This is a genomic window from Marivita sp. GX14005, from assembly GCF_023370775.1.
Taxonomy (GTDB): domain Bacteria; phylum Pseudomonadota; class Alphaproteobacteria; order Rhodobacterales; family Rhodobacteraceae; genus Marivita.
The window spans coordinates 226075-240706 of sequence record NZ_JAMCCQ010000004.1; the positions used below are offsets into that span (position 1 = coordinate 226075).

Annotated in this window: 14 protein-coding genes; 9 read left to right on the plus strand and 5 right to left on the minus strand. The window is 68.3% G+C overall.

The annotated features are described in order from the left end of the window. Positions 1–42 precede the first annotated feature (42 nt). The 8 genes from M3465_RS13125 (at position 43) to M3465_RS13160 (ending at position 9763) form a co-directional block, all read left to right on the plus strand. Positions 43–783 carry a CDP-alcohol phosphatidyltransferase family protein gene (locus tag M3465_RS13125; RefSeq protein WP_249502217.1) on the plus strand — a complete coding sequence of 247 codons (741 nt, stop codon included), beginning with the start codon at positions 43–45 and terminating at the stop codon, positions 781–783. Further along, complete coding sequence (locus tag M3465_RS13130; RefSeq protein ID WP_249502218.1) at positions 780–2390, plus strand: sulfatase-like hydrolase/transferase; 1611 nt, start codon at positions 780–782, stop codon at positions 2388–2390. Before M3465_RS13125 ends, M3465_RS13130 begins: the two co-directional genes overlap by 4 nt. Continuing rightward, positions 2390–3361, plus strand: a complete 972-nt coding sequence (locus M3465_RS13135) for a lysylphosphatidylglycerol synthase transmembrane domain-containing protein (protein WP_249502219.1) — start codon at positions 2390–2392, stop codon at positions 3359–3361. Before M3465_RS13130 ends, M3465_RS13135 begins: the two co-directional genes overlap by 1 nt. Before the next feature lie 71 nt (positions 3362–3432). Continuing rightward, entirely contained in the window at positions 3433–4428 is a 996-nt protein-coding gene (locus M3465_RS13140; RefSeq protein ID WP_249502220.1) for an ABC transporter substrate-binding protein, read from the plus strand. Then, positions 4418–5218, plus strand: coding sequence for an ABC transporter ATP-binding protein (locus M3465_RS13145; RefSeq protein ID WP_249502221.1), 801 nt, complete (start codon positions 4418–4420; stop codon positions 5216–5218). Before M3465_RS13140 ends, M3465_RS13145 begins: the two co-directional genes overlap by 11 nt. Next, the gene (locus tag M3465_RS13150; protein WP_249502222.1) at positions 5215–6783 is read left to right on the plus strand and encodes an ABC transporter permease; all 1569 of its coding nucleotides are present in this window, start codon (positions 5215–5217) and stop codon (positions 6781–6783) included. The genes M3465_RS13145 and M3465_RS13150 overlap by 4 nt, the downstream gene beginning before the upstream one ends. Beyond that, entirely contained in the window at positions 6780–7823 is a 1044-nt protein-coding gene (locus tag M3465_RS13155) for a glycosyltransferase family 4 protein (RefSeq protein WP_249502223.1), read from the plus strand. Before M3465_RS13150 ends, M3465_RS13155 begins: the two co-directional genes overlap by 4 nt. A 293-nt stretch (positions 7824–8116) precedes the next feature. Then, positions 8117–9763, plus strand: coding sequence for a serine hydrolase (locus M3465_RS13160; RefSeq protein ID WP_249502224.1), 1647 nt, complete (start codon positions 8117–8119; stop codon positions 9761–9763). Here the strand turns inward: M3465_RS13160 and M3465_RS13165 are convergent. Next, positions 9744–10391 carry a DUF8692 domain-containing protein gene (locus tag M3465_RS13165; protein ID WP_249502225.1) on the minus strand — a complete coding sequence of 216 codons (648 nt, stop codon included), beginning with the start codon at positions 10389–10391 and terminating at the stop codon, positions 9744–9746. The genes M3465_RS13160 and M3465_RS13165 overlap by 20 nt on opposite strands. Positions 10392–10713: 322 nt before the next feature. Between M3465_RS13165 and M3465_RS13170 the strand changes: the two genes are divergently transcribed. Then, positions 10714–11664, plus strand: coding sequence for a DMT family transporter (locus M3465_RS13170; RefSeq protein ID WP_249502226.1), 951 nt, complete (start codon positions 10714–10716; stop codon positions 11662–11664). Positions 11665–11751: 87 nt separating this feature from the next. Here the strand turns inward: M3465_RS13170 and M3465_RS13175 are convergent, their stop codons facing one another. The 4 genes from M3465_RS13175 to M3465_RS13190 all read right to left on the minus strand — a co-directional run bounded on the left by M3465_RS13175 (position 11752) and on the right by M3465_RS13190 (position 14631). After that, positions 11752–12294, minus strand: coding sequence for an inner membrane-spanning protein YciB (locus M3465_RS13175; protein ID WP_249502227.1), 543 nt, complete (start codon positions 12292–12294; stop codon positions 11752–11754). A gap of 73 nt (positions 12295–12367) precedes the next feature. Then, positions 12368–13042, minus strand: a complete 675-nt coding sequence (locus tag M3465_RS13180; protein ID WP_249502228.1) for a FadR/GntR family transcriptional regulator — start codon at positions 13040–13042, stop codon at positions 12368–12370. Beyond that, positions 13039–13875, minus strand: coding sequence for a sulfite exporter TauE/SafE family protein (locus M3465_RS13185; RefSeq protein WP_249502229.1), 837 nt, complete (start codon positions 13873–13875; stop codon positions 13039–13041). The genes M3465_RS13180 and M3465_RS13185 overlap by 4 nt, the downstream gene beginning before the upstream one ends. Before the next feature lie 3 nt (positions 13876–13878). Next, a complete protein-coding gene (locus tag M3465_RS13190; RefSeq protein ID WP_249502230.1) occupies positions 13879–14631 on the minus strand; it encodes a DUF1028 domain-containing protein in 753 nt (250 codons plus the stop codon). Position 14632: the final 1 nt, after the last annotated feature.

Below are 14632 nucleotides of genomic sequence, written 5' to 3' on the forward strand. Positions count from 1 at the left end.
CCGGCACCTTGACTCCGCCGCCGCAGGGCTAAACTCAGAGGAATGACGGATGTGCAACATAACGCGGTGATGCGCCGGGTCCGCCGGGGGCATCTGCCAGCGCCGGAGCGGGCCTTCGCGCTCGCCGTGCCGAATTTTGCGGCCGGGGTGTTGGCGCTTGCCGTCATCCTGCCGGGCGGCGGGTTCTGGACCGCGCTCGGTGCGCTGGCCGGGTTTGCCCTGGGTGCCGCGCTGACATGGCACGGGCTGCATCGCGGCTATCCTCACGCCCGCCTCGGCGGCGGCAATCTCGTCACCTTCGCGCGGCTCGCCATGACCTCTGCGCTGATCGCGCCGATGCTGGCGGGGGTCGGCGCAAGCTGGCCGGTCTTCGCGCTCGCGGTGATCGCGCTGTCGCTCGACGGGGTCGATGGCTGGCTGGCGCGGCGGCAGGGGCTTGTCTCGCGCTTCGGTGCGCGGTTCGACATGGAGGTCGATTCGGCGCTGGCGCTGGTGCTGGCGCTCAACGCGTTTACCGGCGGCGCGGCGGGATGGGCGGTGCTGGTGCTGGGCCTGCCGCGCTATCTCTTCATCGCTGCCGGGGCCGTTCTGCCGTGGATGCGCCGCGATCTGCCGGAACGGTTCAGCCGCAAGGCAATTTGCGTGGCGCAGCTCGGCGCGCTGATCGCGCTTCAGGCGCCGATCCTGCCGCAGGCTCTTGCCTGGGCGCTCGAAAGCGCGGTGGCGCTGGCGCTGCTCTTGTCCTTCGGGCGCGATATCCTCTGGCTCTGGCGGCGCGCATGATCCGGCTGGCGCTGGCCGCTTCGGTGTTTCATCTCGTCCTCGTGCAGCCGAACCATCCGGCGGCGATGACATGGGGCGCGCTGGCGCTTTTTCCGCTTGAATTGCCGGTGATCCTGCTGGGCCTCGCAGCGCTGCCGCCGGGTCGCGCGGCGCTCTGGCTGCGCGCTGCGCTGACGGCGGTGCTTTTGCTCCTGTCGGTGCTCAAGGCCGCCGATTACGCGATGTTCACCGCGCTGGCGCGGGGGTTCAACCCGGTGGCCGATCTGGCGCTGATCGAGGCAGGGCTGCGGCTCGCCACCGGCGCGGTCGGCCCGGTGCTTACCGTGCTTGCGGTTCTGACCGCGCTCGCCGCGATCGTCGCCGTGGGCGCGGCGCTCTGGTGGGCGAGCGGGGTCTGGGCCGGGCTGCGCCTCGCGCCGCGCATGGCCGTGACGAGCACGGCGCTGGCGCTTGCCGGAGCGGGCGCGGCGGCGCTGGAGGCCGGGCAGGCGATGGGGCGCTGGACGCTGCCGGTCTCGCCGCCGGGCGCGGCCTTCACCGCGCGGGTCGGGCTGGAGCGGATCGCCATGGCGCGCGAGACATGGGCCGATCTGCGCGCCTTCGAGGCGGCGGCGGCGCGCGACGCCTATGCCGGGCGAGCCGGGCTGCTGCGCGGGATCGACCGCGATGTGCTGGTGGTGTTCGTCGAAAGCTATGGCCGCGCGAGCCTCGATGTGCCGTTCTATGCGCAGATCCATCGCGCCACGCTGGCTGAGGCCGAGACGCGGTTGGCGAAGGCGGGGCTCTCCATGCGCTCCGGCTTGCTCGTCGCGCCGACGCGGGGCGGGCAAAGCTGGCTCAGCCATGCGAGTTTCGCCAACGGGCTCTGGATCGCCGATCAGGCGAGCCACGGCGCGGCGCTTGCGAGCGGGCGGCAGACGCTCTTTCACATCGCGCAGGAGGCGGGGTTTCGCAGCGCGGCGGTCATGCCGCAGATCACGCTCGATTGGCCGGAGGCCGATCTGATGGGGTTCGAGACCGTGCTGGCCGCGCGCGATCTGGGCTACGAGGGCAAGCCCTTCAACTGGGTGACGATGCCAGACCAGTTCACCTTCGCCGCGCTCGACCGGCTGCTGCGCGCGCCGAGCGACAGGCCGGTGTTCGCGCAGATCGCGCTCGGTTCCTCCCACGCGCCCTGGGTGCCGGTGCCGGAGCTGGTGCCCTGGGAGCAGATCGGCGACGGGCATGTGTTTGACGAGATGGCCGTTGCGGGCGATCCGCCCGATGTCGTCTGGCGCGATACCGAACGGGTGCGCTTGCAATATCGCGAGGCGGTCGATTACGCGCTGCGCGTGGTGACAGGCTATGCCGCGCGCCATGCCGCCGATCCGCCGCTGATTTTCATGATCGGCGATCATCAGGCGGCGGAGTTCGTCGCGATGGACGAGCGCCCCGATGTGCCGGTGCATGTGATCGGGCCGGAGCGGCTTGTCGCGAAGGTGGCGGCCTGGGGCTGGGGCGAGGGGCTTTTGCCCGGAGGCGGCACCGTGCCGATCCCGATGGACCGGATGCGCGATTTGATCCTGGAGGCGTATTCGGATACCGCGCCGGACGGAGGCGCGAGTTGATGCAGGTTCTGGACACGGTTCCCAAATGGGCGAAGCGGCTGGCGCAGATCGCGGTGGCTGCCGGGCTCATGGCGCTGCTCTGGCACGCGGCGGACGGGCCGGAGGCGGCGCGCGCGCTGGCGGCGGCGCATTGGGGCTGGCTTGGCCTCGCCTTTCTGGCGCTCAGCCTGCAGACGGTGCTGTCGGCGCTGCGCTGGCGGCTGACCGCGCGGCAGCTTGGCATCACGCTTGGGGCGGGCCATGCGATTGCCGAATATTACCTCGCGCAGATCGTCAACCAATCGCTGCCGGGCGGCATGGTGGGCGATGCGGGCCGCGCGGTGCGCGCGCGCGGGCAAGCGGGGCTGATCGCCTCGGGGCAGGCGGTGGTGTTCGAACGGCTGGCCGGGCAGATCGCGATGTTCGCCGCGCTGGCGCTGGGGTTCGGCGCGACGCTGCTGCTGCCGGGCGGGTTCGACTGGCCGCGCTGGCTGGCCGTGCCGGTGGCGCTGCTGCTTGCGGGCGGGGCGGCCTTGCCGTTTGTCTTTTACGCCGCAACGCGTCTTCCCGGCGGTGCGGGCCGTGCCGCGGGGCGGCTTTGGCAGGCGCTGCGCGTCGCGCTGGCCTCGCGGCGCGCCTTGCCGGGGCAGGTCGGGCTGAGCATCGGCACGGCGATGTGCAACCTTGCGGCCTTTGCCTTTTGCGCGCGTGCGGTGGGCATATCGCTCGATCCGGCGGCGATTGCGGCGCTGGTGCCGCTCATTCTCTTTACCATGCTGATCCCGATCTCGATCTCCGGCTGGGGTCTGCGCGAAGGCGCTGCGGCGGCGCTCTTGCCGCTGGCGGGGGCGAGCGCGAGCGCGGCGCTGGCGGCCAGCGTGGCCTTCGGTCTGGTCTTCATCGCCGCCGTTCTGCCGGGGCTCGTTTTCCTGTTGCGGGCGAGGCCGAACCAAGGGGCGGACATGCGCGGCGCGGTGCAGGGCGAAAGTTGAGCGTGGAATTTCCGCTTGTTTTGGGGAACGCAGGGACTAGCCTTTGAGTTGAACCGAAAAAGGATGCTCCCATGCAATCAGATCTGACACGGCGCGGTTTCCTCGGCACTGGCGCGGCGGCGCTCGGCGCGGCCGGTCTGGGGCTGACGCCCCGGCACGCGGCGGCGCAAACTGCGGCGGCGCTGCACCTCTCCTGGCTTCATTCGGCGCAATTCGCCGGCAGCTACATCGCGCAGGAGCGCGGCTTCTGGCGCGATGCGGGGCTCGATGTGTCGCTGCTGCCCGGCGGGCCGAACGCGCCGGTGGAGCCGCCCGTCGTCTCCGGCACGGCGCTGGTGGGCATCTCTGCCGCCGATTACACCGCCGCCGCCGTCGAGCAGGGCGCGCCGTTCCGTATCCTTGGCGTTGCGATGCAGAAAAACCCGTTCGTGATCGCGTCCTTGCTGAAGAACCCGGTGAACGCGCCCGCCGATCTGGAGGGCAAGCGGATCGGCATGGCGCTCGCCAATACGCCGGTGCTGCAGGCGCTCTGCACGCTCAACGATGTGGATATCGACGCCATCACCATCGTGCCGACGCAATATTCCGCGCAGCCGCTTCTGGCCGGGGAGGTCGATTGCCTGCTCTGCTGGGAAACCGATCTGCCGGTCGCGATGACGATGCAGGGGGTCGAGAGCCTGACCATGCTGCTGGCCGATCACGGCTATTCGGTCCATTCGCAGACCTATATCGCGACCGAGGACAGCCTTGCCAATCGCCGCGCCGATCTGGTCGCGTTGCTGCGCGGCGAGGTGCAGGGGTGGGACATCTACCGTCAGGACACCGATGCAGCGGCCGAACTGACGCTGCGGATGCATCCCGATGCCGGGCTCGATCTGGAGACGCAGAAATTGCAGGCGGCGCGGCAGGTGCCGCTGATGTTCTCGGATCTGACCGAGGCCGAGGGCTTCGGATGGTGGACGGACGAGGCCGTCGAGGCGAATATCGAAACCCTCGCGCTTCTGGGCCGGACGGTGACGCCCGATCTCTGGGACCGCTCGGTCCTGGAAGAGGTCCATGGCGGCTGACCCGACACCCCCGCCCCGCATCGTCTGCGACGCTGTGGGCAAGGTTTTCGACGGCGGCACGGAGGCCGTGCGGGACGTGAGCCTGACCTTTGCGGCGGGGCAGACCACGGCGCTGGTCGGCCCGTCGGGATGCGGCAAGTCCACGCTTTTGCGCATGATCGCCGGGCTGGAAAGCCCGAGCGCCGGGCGGATCGAAATCGCCGGTGCGCCGCCTTCGGAGACCTTGCGGCAGGCGGGACTGTCGATTGCGTTTCAGGATCCCTCGTTGCTGCCCTGGCGCAGTGTGCGGGGCAATATCGAACTGGCGCTGAGCCTTGCGCGTCGGCCCGCGCGCGGCTCCGAGGTGGACGAATTGATCGCGCTGGTCGGGCTTGACGGGTTCGCCGATACGCGCCCGGCGGAGCTGTCGGGCGGGATGCGCCAGCGCGCGGCCATCGCGCGGGCGCTGGCGACGCAGCCGGGGCTTTTGCTGCTCGATGAGCCGTTCGGCGCGGTCGATGAGCTGACGCGGCGGCAGTTGGCGCAGGATCTGCCGCGCATCTGGGAAGCGCGCGGCACGACGACGCTGCTTGTCACCCATTCGGTGACCGAGGCGGTCACGCTGTCGGACCGGGTGATCGTGCTGACGCCGCGCCCCGCGCAGGTGGCGGCCGATATCGAGATCGACCTGCCGCGCCCGCGCCCCGAAGGGATCGGCCGGAGCGAGGCGGCGAAGGTGCTGATCGAACGGGTCTTTGCCGAACTGACCGAGGCGATGGCGGCGCAGGACAGGCCGCTGGCCGCGCAGTGACCGACGCCGCGAGTCCCGCCCCGCGCCGGGGCCGCGCCCATGGCGCGTGGATCGGCGTTGCCGTCATCATCGCGCTTTGGGAACTGGCGGGGCGAGGCCTCACCGAGGCGTTCGTTCTTGCCGCGCCGAGCGAGGTTCTGGCCTATCTGGCCGAGGATTGGCGGCTCATGGCGCGCGCGCTTGGCGTGACGCTGGCCAATGCCGCCGCCGGGTTCGTGATCGGCAATCTCGCCGCCGTGGCGCTCGCCGGCATCGCGCTGCTCTGGCCGCGCTCGCAACGGATCGTGACGGGGCTTGCGCTGCTGGTCTTTTGCCTGCCGCTGGTCGCCACCGGGCCGATCCTGCGGGTGTTCTTCGGGCCCGGCCCCGGCCCTCAGATCACGCTGGCGGCGCTGGCGGTTTACTACACGACGCTGATCCCGTTGCTCGTGGGCCTGCGCGCCGCGCCCGACAGCTGGTTCGATCTGGTGCGCAGCTACGGGCGCGGGCGGATCGCGGCGCTGGTGCATGTGCGGCTGATGGCGGCGCTGCCTTACCTGTTCGCGGGCCTGCAAATCGCCGCGCCCGCCGCGTTCCTTGGCGCGATGGTGGGCGAGTTCACCGGCGCGGAGCGCGGCATGGGCGTTCTGACGGTCCGCGCGATACGGGCGCTCGATGTGGAGATGACATGGGGGCTGGCGACTGTGGCGACGGCGGTGGCGATCCTCGCCTATCTCGCCATCGGCGCGCTGGCGCGGCGCGTCCTGCTCGATGCGCCGCCCGTGATCCTCGCCGCACCGGCGGCAGCGAACCGGGGTCGGGGATGGGTCGATGCGCTTGTCGTGCTGGCGCTGGCAATCGGGCTCTGGGGCTGGACGATCTGGGCCTTCGGGCTCAACCCGTTCTTTGCCAAGGGGCCGGGGGATGTCTGGGCCGCGCTTGTCACCGCGCCGGATGCCGCCGCCACGCGCGGGGTCATCGGCGCGGCGCTGGCGGAGACGGCGGTGTTCCTGCTGCCGGGATACCTCGCCGGGCTGGCCGCCGGGGCGGGGCTGGCGATCCTGCTGGTTCTGGTGCCTGCGCTTGCAGGCACCGCGATGCCGCTGGCCATCGCGCTGCGCTCGGTGCCCATCGTGACGACCGCGCCGCTGGTGGTGCTGATCCTCGGCCGCGGAGCGGCGGGGACCATCGTTCTGGTGGCGGTCATGGTGTTCTTCCCGACATTCGTGGCCTGCCTGCACGGGTTGCGGCAAGCGCCAGGGCAGGTGATGGACGTGCTCGACAGCTACGCCGCCGGGCCGCTCGCGCGGCTCGTGCGCGTGCGCATCCCGGCGATGCTGCCGAGCTTCTTTGCCGCCGCCCGCATGGCGGTGCCCGCGTCGGTTCTGGCCGTGACGGTGGTGGAGTGGCTCGCCACCGGGGCGGGGATCGGCAGCCTGATGGCGCTCTCGGCCTCGCTGTCGGATTACGATATCCTGTGGAGTTCGGTCGTCCTCGTCGCCGCGCTGTCGGCGCTTGGCTATGCGCTCGTCGGCGCGGTGGAGCGGCGGGTGCTGGCGCGCTATGCGCCCGAGCAGCTGGCATGAGCCCGCGCCGCGCCGCCTTTGCCATTCCGGGCAATATCGCCACCCCGACGGGCGGCTATATCTACGAGCGCAAGTTGCTGGAGGGGCTGCGGGCCAAAGGGCGCGATGTGCTGCATCTGAAGCTCGGCGGCTCCTTTCCTGATCCGAGCGAGGCGGACATGGCCGATGCCTTGGAGCAGCTGCGCGCGCTGGAGCCGGACCGCGCGGTGATCCTCGACGGGTTCGTTTCGGCCACGCTGGACACCGAGGCGCTGGCGCGGCTGCATGTGCCTTGCGTTGCGATGGTGCATCATCCGCTGGCGCTGGAGACCGGGCTGGACGCGGCGCGGCGGGATCGTCTTTACCGGCTGGAGCGCGCCAATCTGGTGCATATGGCGCATGTCTTCGTGCCCAGCCCCAGCACCGCGCGCACGCTGCAAAGCCGCTATGGCGTGACACCGGATCGCATCACCGTTCTTCGCCCCGGCACGGAACGGCCCGCCCGCGCGGCAGAGCCGGTCACGCCGCCGCTGATCCTGTCGGTCGGGATCCAGCATCCGCGCAAGGGGCATGACGTGCTTCTGCGCGCGCTGGCGCGGCTTGGGCATCTCGACTGGCAGGCGGTGATCGCGGGCAAGGTGCATGACGAGGCGCACGCCGCCGACCTGATGCGATTGCGGGATGATCTGGCGCTCGCCGAACGGGTGGACATCGCCGGATATGTCGCGCCCGAACGGCTGGCCGCGCTCTATGCTCAGGCGTCGATCTTCGCGCTGGCAACGCGGTTCGAAGGCTATGGGCTGGTCTTCGACGAGGCGCTGGCGCATGGCCTGCCCATCGTCAGCTGCGCTGCGGGCGCGGTGCCGGAGACGGTGCCGGACGGGGCGGGGCGACTGGTGCCGCCGGACGACCCCGTGCATTTCGCGACGGCGCTCGAAACCTTGCTGCGCGATCCCGCGTTGCGCACACGACAGGCCGAAGCGGCACGGCAGGCGGGCGCGGCGCTTCCCGGCTGGTCTAACACGGCGCGGCGGGCCGGAGCGGTGCTGGATCGGCTTTAGAAAGACGAAAACCCGCTATGCAGGGTAAATCGGTGGTTGTATCCGCTGCGATGCAGAATAGACTTGCCGCACGCTTGGCGATGGCGTCGCCGGGTGCGAAGCGGGGGCTTTGCAGCACATTGTTGGTCATCCTGAACGCCCGGATGTTGACGAGGTGAGGATATGTTTTCGCCCAGGACGTTCCGATCGGAGAGGGCGGTCGCCCTGAGACCGGGCGCGGGAATTGGTAAGGTGACGCAACCTGCCGGCAGTGCGGGCGGCGGCGTGCAGGAATTGGATTGAGGGATTTTCGAATGAAACAGATGTTCGGGGTGATTTTCGCGGCGCTCATGGGCGCGGCAGGCGCGGCTCATGCGCAGGAGACGCCGCTTTCGGCGGTGCAGTCCGATCCCGAGGAAATGGGTTGGATGCAGGGCTTTCCGCCGCCCGAGGACAAGACGATCCGATTCACCGATCCCGATTACTTCGCCTTTCCCAAGCTGCGCTGGACTGTGTGCCATTTCCGCGAACTCATGCCCACGACCGCCGTGCGGCAAGGCGCGGGCGCGGCGAGCATCCTGCCTGTCGATCTCGATCCCGGTCTCGATCAGGTGAGCTTCACGCCGCTCGGCAGCGGCACGGAAATGACATGGGCCGAGGCGTTCGATGCCAATTACACTGACGGGCTGCTTGTCATGCACAAGGGCCGGATCGTCTATGAACGCTATGACGGCTGCCTTGACGAGCATACCCTGCACGGCGCGATGTCGGTCACGAAAAGCCTGACCGGGCTTCTGGCCGAGATCCTGATCGCCGAAGGCAAGCTCGATGACACCGCGCTCATGGCGGCGATCATCCCCGAACTCGACGGCAGCGCCTTCTCAGATGCGACCGTGCGGCAGGTGCTCGATATGACGACGGCGCTCGATTATTCGGAGGATTACTCCGATCCCGAGGCCGAGGTCTGGACCTATGCCGAAGCGGGCAGCCCCCTGCCCAAGCCCGAAGGCTATGACGGGCCGCGGTCGTATTTCGGTTATCTGCAAACGGTCGAGAAGGACGGCACGCATGGCGAGGCCTTCGGATACAAGACCGTCAATGCCGATGCCGCCGGCTGGCTGATCGCGCGGATTACCGGCGTGTCGGTCGCCGACTATTTCTCGAACCGCATCTGGCAGCGGCTCGGCACCGACCGGGAGGCGTTCTACACTGTGGATTCCATCGGCACGCCCTTTGCCGGCGGCGGGTTCAACGCGACGCTGCGCGACATGGCGCGGCTCGGGCAACTGGTGCTCGACAAGGGCCAGTGGCGCGGTGTGCAGGTGATCCCCGAGGAGGCGATCGCCGCCATCGCGGAGGGCGGCGACAAGGCCGCGTTCGCCAGATCCGGCTATGACAGCCTCGATGGCTGGAGCTATGGCAGCATGTGGTGGAACACCCATGACGATCACGGCGCCTTTGCCGCGCGCGGGGTGCATGGGCAGACGATCTGGATCGACCCCGAAGCCGATATGGTCATCGTGCGCTTCGCCTCGAACCCGATGGCGGCGAATGCGGCGAACGATCCGACATCGCTGCCAGCCTATCGCGCGGTGGCCGATTACCTCATTGCGCAGGACGGCGCGCCCGAACTGGTGGGCCGCGAATGGTTCATCGAGGATATCGCGGCGCGCGGCGTGATCGACGACAGCGCGCCGTCGCTGCACTTTCTGCCCGATGGCAAGCTGGCCGGGAACCTGACCTGCAACCGGCTGATCGCGGAATACACCGCCGGGGAGGATGGCAGCCTCGACATCAAGCCGGGCGGCGCGACGATGATGGTCTGCCCCGAAGCGATGATGACGCAGGAACTCAGCCTTCTGCAGATGCTCCCCCGCCTGACGCGCTACGAGATCGACAAGATGGGCACGCTGTTGCTGTTCGACGAGGCGGGGCAGACGATCACGGCCCGGCGGCGATAGCGCGCGGCGCATAGGTGCCGCGGATATAGGCCAGCAGCAGGGAGAGGAAGACCATCTCCCCGCCATCCTCTGCAATGCCGATCAGCCCGGCGCGCAGGCTGCGATCGGCCGCCAGACCGTGCAGTGCGTCGATCACGACCGCACAAATGAGAACCGCGCCGAAGATGAGAAGCGCCGGGATCATGCGCTCGCGCCGGCGCGGGTCCACGTGCGCCCAGCCTGCAACGAGACCGGCCAGCGCGATCATGCCGAGCGCGGCCCAGACGGCGAATTCGCCGAGGATCACGCTGGTTTCAAGATCGAGAAAACGGTAGAGCGCGAGCCCTTCGATCAGCGCGGTCGCACCGCGTTCGTGCAGTTGCAGCGCATCATCGAGCAGCGCGAGCGCGAAGAGCAGCGCCAGCCCGGCCGCGCCGGGATCGCGGCTTCGCCGGATATGGCCGATGAGGGCGACGAGGATGAGTGCCCATTTGACGTAGTTGAAGATCTCCCCCGCTCCCCAGTCGCGCGTGATGTTCAGGAGGTCCGGCCAATGCCCGACCGCGCCGCGCATCACCATGAGGCCGAGGGCGACATGAACCCCGATCAATACCGCGTCGAGGCCAAGCGCAAGGCGCAGGGTCCGCATCTCCAGACGATCAAAACACGTATAACTCATAAAGGTTTACAATAGCGGCCCCCGACATGCGCGGGGCAATTCGTCGTAGCATTGCAAAGCGCGCCTGTAAACGCGCGGGCGCAAGCGGGGTCAACTCGATGCCTTGCGCATGGGGCATGGCCGGCTTGCCGCCGGGGGGATTGACCGAACGGGGCAACATGTCCTAGAGGGCGGGCAAGGCACCTGCGCCGATGGCGTCGGCGGATTTCGCCTTTTCCGACATAACCCGTCCTGCACGCCCGGATTTCACACCCTTCGCTTTGCGGAGGGTTTTGTTTCGTGAGGTTTCGACATGATGATGCACACCGATATTCGCAGCGCCCCCTGGGCCGTGCTGCAGGAGCGTTCCGGCATGATCTTCATGGCGCTGGCGATGCTTCTGCTGCCGGTGGGCGACACGTTCGCCAAGCTGCTGACCGGCGCGATGGATCCGGTCGCGGTGGCGATGTGGCGGCTGATCGCGCAGAGCCTGTGCCTTCTGCCGGTGGCGTTCGTGCTGCGGCGGCAGCTGCGCGGGCCGATGTTCTCGCCTGTCGTGGCGCTCTCGGGCGCGCTGCTGTCGGTGTCGCTGACCGGGCTGATCTTCGCCTTTTCGGTGATGCCCATCGCCACGGCCATCGCGATCTTCTTTGTCGAGCCGCTGATCCTGACGGTTCTGGCCGGGCCGTTGCTGGGCGAAAAGGCCGGTCCGCGGCGCCTGATCGCGGTCGGCGTCGGGCTGATCGGCGCGCTCATCGTGATCCGCCCCGGCGGGTCCGCTTATGGCTGGGCGACGCTGCTGCCGCTCATGTCGGCTTTTGCCTATGCGCTCAACATGATCGTCCTGAAACGCGGCTCGGCCCGGCGCTCGGCGCTGACGATGCAATGCGGCGCGACGGTATATGCCGCGCTCTTCGTCTGCTTCGGCGCGGGGGCGCTGGCCCTTGCTGGCGATCTGTTGCTTCTGCCCGCCGAAGGGCAGGGGCACGCATGGGCCATCATCGCCGCGCTCGGCGCCGTCGCGGCGTTCAGCTTCGTGCTCATCGCCGAAGCGTTCCGCCGCGAGGAGGCAACGGTGCTCGCCCCGTTCCAGTATTTCGAGATCCTGGCGGCCACTGCTCTGGGCTTCTTCGTCTTCGGAGATTTCCCCGACGCCTTCACCTGGGCCGGGCTGGCGGTGATCCTGGGCTCCGGCATCTACATCTTCCAGCGCGAACAGGTGACCGAGACATCCGCCCCCCGCCGCAAGCGGGGTGGGCGGTAGGTTTTGACAGGGTCTGGAGCGTATTCAGACCCACGCTCTTGCGCGAGCGATCTGGAAAATCCAAAGATGTGCAGGAAGCGGAATGGACTAGGGGCCGCTTTGGACGATCCAGTATCTCTCGGCGATCAGACGCGTCGATACCCAAAATAGAGCAAACAACGCAAAGTCCGAAACGAAGTTGTAGAACACCCATTGATCGTTTGATAACGCCCTTCGCGCCACCTCGTTCGCCACGGCAGATAAAAGGGCCAACGCGATCCACGCGATGTGTAGTGAAAGCCAACCTGACGTTTCGATGCGAAGCCTGTAGCCAAGCGTTCGTTCCAGTAGGCTCGGCTTCGCAACCGTGCCGACAGCGAGAATAGTGGCGAAGGCAATCGCTCCTACGGTAGGACGGACAAGAACGTAACTCGGATCATCCAGCAGGATACCGAAACCCGTCAGAATGAGAGCAAGGACAAGGGTTGAGACTGCAAGCCACGGAAGGCAACCGTCCCAGCGCCAGCGAACAGCGACGGACAGAGTGGTCGCCACCAGTGCCGCGCCGGCACCTACGAATAAACCGCCAGCGGCGTTTCCAAACAGGAAAGCTATCGCGGGCAGAAACTCGAGTAGAAGACGACGATCCATGCGTTCAATAAGACGTCGCTACGATCGCTTTGCAAGTCCGCTGTTTGGCTTCATCCGCTGCCGGCAAGCCCCCTCAAACCCGCGGCCGGCGCAGGAGCGTCTGGTTCACGTCGAGCAGATGCAGTTCCATGCGCCGGGCGGCTTCGGTGCTGTCGCGGGAGGCGATGGCGTCGAAGAGGGCGCGGTGCTGGTCTCCGAAGCGGGTCATGACGCCGGGGGTGTGGCTTTCCTCGCGCACGCTTTCCCAGGCGTTCAGCTTACGCACGGTGCGGATTTCGTCGTAGATCTGCAAAAAAAGCGGGTTTCGGGCCAGAACGGCGATCTGGTAATGGAACGTGTCGTCGGCCATCTCGTAGGCCGCGCGTTCGGTGTGATCGAGCGTGGCCTGCATGAAGCCTTCGAGCCGCTGCACATCCTCGCGCCGGGCGCGGCGGGCGGCATGGGCGGCGAGCGCGGGTTCGATCTGAAGCCGGACCTCCATCATGTCCTGCGGCGTCGTCTCGCGCGCGAGGCGCGTCAGCGCGGGCTGGCCGCTCATCACCGGGGGGGCGGCGAAGGTGCCGCGCCCTTGCCGGCGGTAGATCACGCCGCGATCCTCCAGCACATCGAGCGCGCCGCGCAGGCGGGTGCGGGTGACGTTGAACCGCTCGGCCAGTTCGCGTTCGCTCGGCAGGCGGCCATCGGCGGCGATGGCACCGGAGGAGACGAAATCGGCGAGCTGGTCGGTCAGCGCGTCGGGCTGGGTCATGTCAGGGCTCCGTAGAGATCGGCGAACATCCGCAGCGAGGTTATCAGCAGAAACGCCCCGAACAGAAGGCGCAAGGTGCGCCGTTCGATCCGGTGCGCGATGGCCACCCCGACGCGGGCGAAGACGACGGTGAGCGGAATGATGATCGCGGCGGCCACGAGGTTGACATAGCCGAGCGAGAGCGGCGGCAGGTTCTCCTGCCCCAGCCCGGTGATCATGTAGGTGATCGCCCCCGGCACGCCGATGATGAAGCCGATGGCCGCCGATGTGCCGACCGCGCGGCGGATGTCATAGCCGAGGAAGTTCAGCAGCGGCACGCAGACCGTGCCGCCGCCGATGCCCATCATGGCAGAGATCGTGCCGGCCAGAACGCCGAGCCCCGCCCAGACGGGTTTGGAGAAACTGCGCTGCGTCTCCACCTCTGCCTTGCGGCGCAGGATCATGTCGGCGGCCACGATCAGGGCGACCGTGGCGAAAACGGCGATCAGCGCAAAGCCCGACACGACGCCGCCGAGGATGCCGCCGAGCACCACGCCGACAAGGATCGACGGCCCCCAGAGCTTGAGCAGGGCGAAATCGATGGCCCCCTTGCGGTGATGCCCCCAGGCGGAGCTGAGCGCGGTGAAGACGATGGTGGCGAGCGACGTGCCGACGGCGACCTGCATCATCAGCGCCGGGTTCGCATCGGTCAGCGAGAGCGCGAAATAGAGCGCCGGAACGATGACGATGCCGCCGCCGACGCCCAGCAGTCCGGCGAGGATGCCGCCGAAGATGCCGGCGGCGATCGCCGGGGCGGCGATGCTGACGAGCAGTTCCTGAACCAGACCGTCCACGCCCTAGCCCCCGGATGTCGTGGCGTGGGAGCGGCTCACGATGCCCTCGCGTTCGCGCCGCGCTTCCTCTGTGGCGATGGCGAGGTCGATGGGGCCGCGATCGGCGGTGCCGGAGAAATTGCCTGTAGTGGCGAAGGTTTGCGCGACATGCGCGTAGCGTTCGCGCGACACGTCCAGCAGGCGCTCCAGCTCGGTGAGCGGATCGGCATGGTCGTCGGCGCGCAGATCGAGGATCGCGTAGGCCTCGCCGCGATGGATTTTCAGCCCCGCCGCCTGTTTGCCGCGCTTGTCGCCGCCCGCCTCCTCGCCCGCGCGCATGGCGCGGAGCATCCGGTCGGGAAGGGGCAGATCGGCGTCTTTCTCGAAGGCTTGAAAGGTCGCGCGCAGCACCGCTTCGCCCGCCAGCATATTGCCCGCGACGGAATGGGCGGCGCCGGTGATATGGCCGCACCATTCGGTGCACTCCGTGCCGGTATGGGCTGCAAAATTGCCCGCCGCGTCCATCATGTGGCATTGTCTGAGATGCCGGCCGTCATCGCGGGCGGTGATATCGGCCAGCACATCCGCCGCCGCTTCGCCCGCCTCCAGCCGCGCGAGCCCCTCAACACCCCAGAGCGGGTTGACGAAGGCTTGCGTCGCCACCGCCGCGCGCCGCCCGACATGGGGGACCAGCGCGCCGCAGGCGAAGAAGCGCGAGGCAACGGCGATGCCGATCTCTCCGGTCGTTTCGTCGCGGGCGATAAGCGAATAGGTCATG